This is a genomic window from Pseudoxanthomonas sp. LjRoot204_2 (assembly GCF_056175765.1).
Genome location: NZ_JBGFFG010000242.1, coordinates 1 through 5,215 on the forward strand (window position 1 = coordinate 1; position 5,215 = coordinate 5,215).

Consider the following 5,215-nt stretch of genomic DNA (forward strand, 5'->3'; position numbering starts at 1 on the left):
AATACGCACTGCGCCTGGATCCGGACAACGCCTATGTGCACCGGACCCTCGCGTTCCACCAGGCTGCGAAGCCAGCCGGTAGCCGAGCGCCGAGGATCGAAGCGGCCTACGGGCAACATGCGGATGGATCGCCCGAACGTGCACAGCTGCGCTATGCGCTGTTCAAGGAACTGGACGATGCCGGTCACACGGCGGCTGCCTGGGACGCGTTGCGGGAGGGAGCTGCCATGGTGCGCAGCACGCTGCGGCACGATCCGGCAGAGGAGGAGCGGGCGTTCGAGCGTCTCATGCAGTCCTCTCCCTGGGCTATGCCGGTGCGCGTCGATCAGGTGCCATCCGGACCCGTGCCGATCTTCATCGTCGGCCTGCCGCGTACCGGCACGACCGTGCTGGACCGGGTGCTGGGCAATCATCCCGAGGTCGTTTCGCTGGGCGAGCGCAACGACCTGGAGGCGGCGATAAGCGAGGTGTCCGACCATTTCTACCCGGGCGGACTGAGGGAGTCGCGGTGGGAGAAGCTCGCGGGGATCGATCCGCTCACCGTCGGCGTACGGTACAGGGATCGCCTGGCGCCGATGGTCGCGGGGAGTCGCTGCTTCATCGACAAGAACCCCCGGAACTTCTTCAATGTGGGTCTGATACTGCGGGCGCTCCCGCAGGCACGCATCCTCTGCGTGCGCCGCGATCCGATGGACGCCTGCTTCTCGAACCTGAAGGAGCTGTTCGAGGGCGGCGCGTATCCCTACAGCTACGCATTCGAAGACCTGGCTGCGCACCATCGCGGTTTCGACAGGCTGCTGGCGCACTGGATGGCCGAGGCGCGGGGTGCGATGCACGTGGTGGACTACGAGGCGCTGGTGCGGAGCGGCGAGGACACCCTGCGCGGCATTCTCGCGTTCTGCGGCCTGGCGCCCGCCCTAGACATGCTGGACATCACCGCCAATGCGGCGCCCGTGTCCACCGCCAGCAGTTCGCAAGTCCGTTCGCCCATCCACGACCGCGGCATAGGGGCATGGCGGCGTTACGCCGTCCCGCTGGAGCCCCTGCGCCGGATGCTGGACGCGCAGGGGAACGGGCATGACCGCTGAGCCGATGTCCGGACGCGTGGCTGCGCTGATGCAACGCGCCCAGGCGCATGCCGTGGCCAAGGATTTCGACGCGGCGACCGAAGAGTACCGGCGCGCACTCGCCCTGTCGCCCGGCGATCCCGACATCCTCTTGCAGTTGTCCTACATGGCGTCCCTCGCAGGCCGTTACCGGGCCGCGCACGGCCATGCGTTGCAGGCCAGCCAGCACGACACGCAGCGGGTCGAGGTCGTGAAGGAGCTGCTTGCACGGTTGCGTACCTTCAACGAAATCCCGGCCATGCTGGCGTGCATCGAGCGCATGTTGCCGATGTCCCGCATTCCGATCCCTTCGTTGATCACCATTGCGGCACAGCTGACCTACGCGGGGTTGCCGCAGCGGGCGATCATGTTCCTGGACGAAGCCCGGCGCGCGGACCCGGACTATCCGCCGACCTTGTTGTCGCGGGCCCATGTGCTGATGTTCCTCGGTCGATTCGACGAGGCGGCGGAAGATGCCTCCCGTGCGCTCGCGCGGGCGCCGCAGATCGCGCAGGGCTACTGGCTCCTGTCGCAGGTCCGCAGGCAGCACGCCGGCGAGGCCCACCTGGCCCGGATCAGGGCGCAGCTGAAGGTGCCGCGACGGACCGCGCAGGATCGTGCGTTGCTCGCCTTCGCGCTGCACAAGGAACTGGACGGTCTTGGGCGCTACGAGGAGGCCTGGCATGCGCTGCAGGAAGGGTGCGCCAGCAAGCGTTCCTCGCTGCGCTACGACGCGGCGCAGACGGCGTTGCTTTTCGAGCGGCTGCTGCGTTTCGAACGACGCGGTTCCACCGTGCAGGCGGGGTCCGGCACCCCTGCGGTGCCGGTATTCATCGTGGGCATGCATCGGTCGGGCACGACGCTGATCGAGCACCTGCTCGACGGGCATTCCGACGTGTGCGGACTGGGCGAGCTCTACGACTTCACCAGTGCCATGCGCTACGGCACCGATCATCATTGCGCGGGCGTGATCGGTCCGGAGATCGTCGCAAGGGCCGCTTCCGTCGACTTCGACATGGTCGGCCGCCGTTACCTGGAAGGCATCGCTTGGCGCTTGTCCGGCGAGGGCCATTTCACCGACAAGCTTCCTTCGAACTTCCTCAACCTGGGCTTCATCTGCGAGGCCCTGCCGCAGGCGAAGATCCTGCACATGGTGCGCGACCCGATGGAGACCGGCTTCTCCAATCTGCGCGAACTGTTCTCCGACGCCAATCCCTACAGCTACGACCAGCGCGAACTGGCCGATTTCCACGCGCACTACCGCACGTTGATGGCTCACTGGCATGCCCGCTATCCCGGGCGGATCATGGACGTGGACTACGCGCAGCTGACGCGCGAGCCGGAACAGGTGGTCCGCCGGGTCTGCGACTTCATCGGCCTCGCCTTCGAGCCGCAGATGCTGGGGATGCAGTCGCGCACGCGGGGTGTCGTCACGGCCAGCGCCGTGCAGGTCCGCACCGCGATCCATGTGCGGGAAGTGCCGAAGTGGCGCGCGTACGAGCGGTACCTTGCACCGTTGCGGGAGCGCCTCGGCAGTGACTGAACGATGATGCCGGCCTCCGGCATCAACGGGTCGATTCAGGAGCCGACGGCCCCCGCCGAGACGCGATTGCGCCCCTCGCGCTTGGCGCCATACAGCGCTTCGTCGGCAGCGCGAAGCAGATCGTCGACGTGGCGGAACTGTTCCAGCGCCCCTTGCGTGGCGAGGCCGGCGGAGAAGGTGATGTGCAGCGGCTGGCCGTTGACGTGCGCCATGGCTGCGCCGGAAACCTCGGACAGGATGCGTCGCACCACGTGGGCGGCCGCGTCCTCATTGATGCCCGGCAGTACCACCAGGAATTCCTCGCCGCCGTAGCGGGCGACGATGTCGCTGCTGCGCACATGCCGCATCAGCGACTTGGCGAAGTTGCGCAGCACCTCGTCGCCGACCAGATGGCCCCAGCGGTCGTTGACCTGTTTGAAGTCGTCCAGGTCGATGAAGGCGATCGACAGCGGCCAGCCGTGGCGGGTGGCGGCGTCGAACTCCTTCTCCAGCACTTCTTCCAGCTGGCTGCGGTTGTAGGCGCCGGTCAGCGGATCGCGACGCACTTCCTCGGCCAGGCGGCGTGCGCGGTCTTCGTGCTCGTCGGCCTCCTTGCGCGCGCGCGCGGCTTCCTGGATCTCGCGCAGGTTGCGCACCACCAGCAACTCGCGCGCCTGGTCCAGCAGGGCCTGGATGCGGGCGGGGGGCGCAGGCGGAACGTCGAACATCGCGCAGACTTCGGGCAGGGCGGCGATCATGTCCTCGGTCAGCGTGAGGAAGGCCGCATAGTCCAGCCCGAGGCGGGTGGCCGCCTGCAGCGCCGCGTGCCGATGGGCGGCCTCGGTGCGGGCTTCATCCGCGCCGGCCAGCCAGATGTCGGCGACATGGCCGGAGACGGCGACGCACGCATTGAACGTGGTGTCGGAAGCGGGCCCCTCGCTTTCCATGATGGCTTCCCGCAGCAGTGCGGGCAGGTTCCACTGCCGCGCCAGCCAGCCACCGACAGAGGCGTGGTCGCAGCCCAGCCAGTCGCGTTCGGCGGCAAGCAGTGCCGCGTTGTCTTCGGTGCGTTCGACCAGCTGCGCGTAGTCGTCGCCCAGCACTTCCAGCAGGGCCAGCATGCCGATGTCCTGCAGCAGTCCGGCGAGCATCAGTTCCTCGGCCTTGCGCGTGCCGGCATGCTGGCCGAGCAGGCGACATGCCAGTGCGGCGATCACGCTGCGGCGCCAGACGCGCTCCTGCGCCACGGGATGGCTGCCACTGCCGCAGCGCGCGAGCGAGAAGCCCAGGGCCAGCGTGAGCGTCGCGTTGAGGCCGAGTACCGTCAGTGCCTGCGACAGGTTTTCCACGCGGCGTCGGCTGGCATAGAGCGGGGAATTGGCGATGCGCAGCATGCGCGCGCTCAGGGCGGCGTCCAGGCCGATCGCATCGGCCGCGGTCGCCATCACCACCTCGGGGTCCTGCGCCAGTTCGAGGATGCGCAACGCCACGCCCGGCGGGCTGGGCAGGTTGCGGCAGTTCGACAACTGGGATTCGAGTTCGGGACGCATCCGGGTGCGCACTACGCTGGAGGAAAGTGGCCGGCAGCATGCCAGCAAAGCGTGACGGGATGGCAGCTTTGTAGACAGTTTCGGCACGGCAGCGTCAAACTTTAGGCGCGCACGACGAAAGGCGGTGCGCACGCCGCCGCGTCGGGACGCGTTTCGCGGACAACAAAAAAGCCGCGGTTTCCCGCGGCTTTTCCGGGTGAAGCGGAATGCGCGGCTTATGCCAGGCCGGCCTGCTTCATCACTTCGGCGGCGTAGTCTTCCACCACCTTCTCGATGCCTTCGCCGACCACCAGGCGCTGGAAGCCGACCACGTCGGCGCCGGCGGCCTTGACCACCTGCTCGACCGACTTGTCGCTGTCCAGCACGTACGGCTGGCCGTACAGCGTCACTTCGTTGACGATCTTGTTGATCTTGCCGGAGATGATCTTCTCCAGGATGTCGGCCGGCTTGGCCTTGTCCTTGTCCGACATCTTTGCCAGCTCGATTTCCTTTTCCTTCGCCACGAACTCGGCCGGCACGTCGGCCGCCTTGTTGTGCGGGGGGTTCATGGCGGCGATGTGCATCGCCAGGCCGCGGGCCAGTTCGGCGTCGCCGCCCTTGACCTCGACCAGCACGCCGATCTTGCCGCCGTGCACGTAGGCCGCGACGTTGTTCGCGCTGTCGATGGCGACAAGGCGACGGATCTGCATGTTCTCGCCCAGCTTGGCGATGGCGGCGGCGCGGGCTTCCTCGACGGTCTCGCCCGAGGCCAGCTTGGCGCTCTTCAGCGCTTCGACGTCGGCGGCGCCCGAGGTCAGCGCGGCCTGCGCGATGGCGTCGGTGAAGGCGATGAAGTTGGCGTCCTTGGCGACGAAGTCTGTCTCGGAGTTGATCTCGACCAGCACGGCCTTGCCGCCGTCCTGCGCCACGGCCACGCGGCCTTCGGCGGTGACGCGGTCGGCCTTCTTGTCGGCCTTGGCCAGGCCCGACTTGCGCAGCCACTCGGCCGCGGCGTCGATGTCGGCGTTGTTCTCGGTGAGCGCCTTCTTGCACTCCAT

General features: G+C 67.6%; 4 protein-coding genes. 2 read left to right on the plus strand and 2 right to left on the minus strand.

The window, feature by feature from the left end:
• A partial coding sequence (locus AC04L7_RS11960; protein ID WP_475513075.1) for a sulfotransferase family protein occupies positions 1-1,088 on the plus strand: 1,088 nt, incomplete at its 5' end.
• Complete coding sequence (locus AC04L7_RS11965; protein WP_435999685.1) at positions 1,078-2,649, plus strand: tetratricopeptide repeat-containing sulfotransferase family protein; 1,572 nt, start codon at positions 1,078-1,080, stop codon at positions 2,647-2,649. The genes AC04L7_RS11960 and AC04L7_RS11965, both read left to right, overlap by 11 nt.
• Before the next feature lie 35 nt (positions 2,650-2,684).
• Here the strand turns inward: AC04L7_RS11965 and AC04L7_RS11970 are convergent, their stop codons facing one another.
• Positions 2,685-4,178 carry an HDOD domain-containing protein gene (locus AC04L7_RS11970; protein WP_435999683.1) on the minus strand — a complete coding sequence of 498 codons (1,494 nt, stop codon included), beginning with the start codon at positions 4,176-4,178 and terminating at the stop codon, positions 2,685-2,687.
• 215 nt (positions 4,179-4,393) lie between these two features.
• On the minus strand, positions 4,394-5,215 hold an 822-nt coding region (tsf, locus tag AC04L7_RS11975), incomplete at its 5' end, for a translation elongation factor Ts (protein WP_475513076.1).

Bases quoted from the DNA above. Each gene is read 5' to 3' on its own strand.
- AC04L7_RS11970 (WP_435999683.1), bottom strand. From the start codon at position 4,178: ATGCGTCCCGAACTCGAATCCCAGTTGTCGAACTGCCGCAACCTGCCC.
- AC04L7_RS11965 (WP_435999685.1), top strand. From the start codon at position 1,078: ATGACCGCTGAGCCGATGTCCGGACGCGTGGCTGCGCTGATGCAACGC.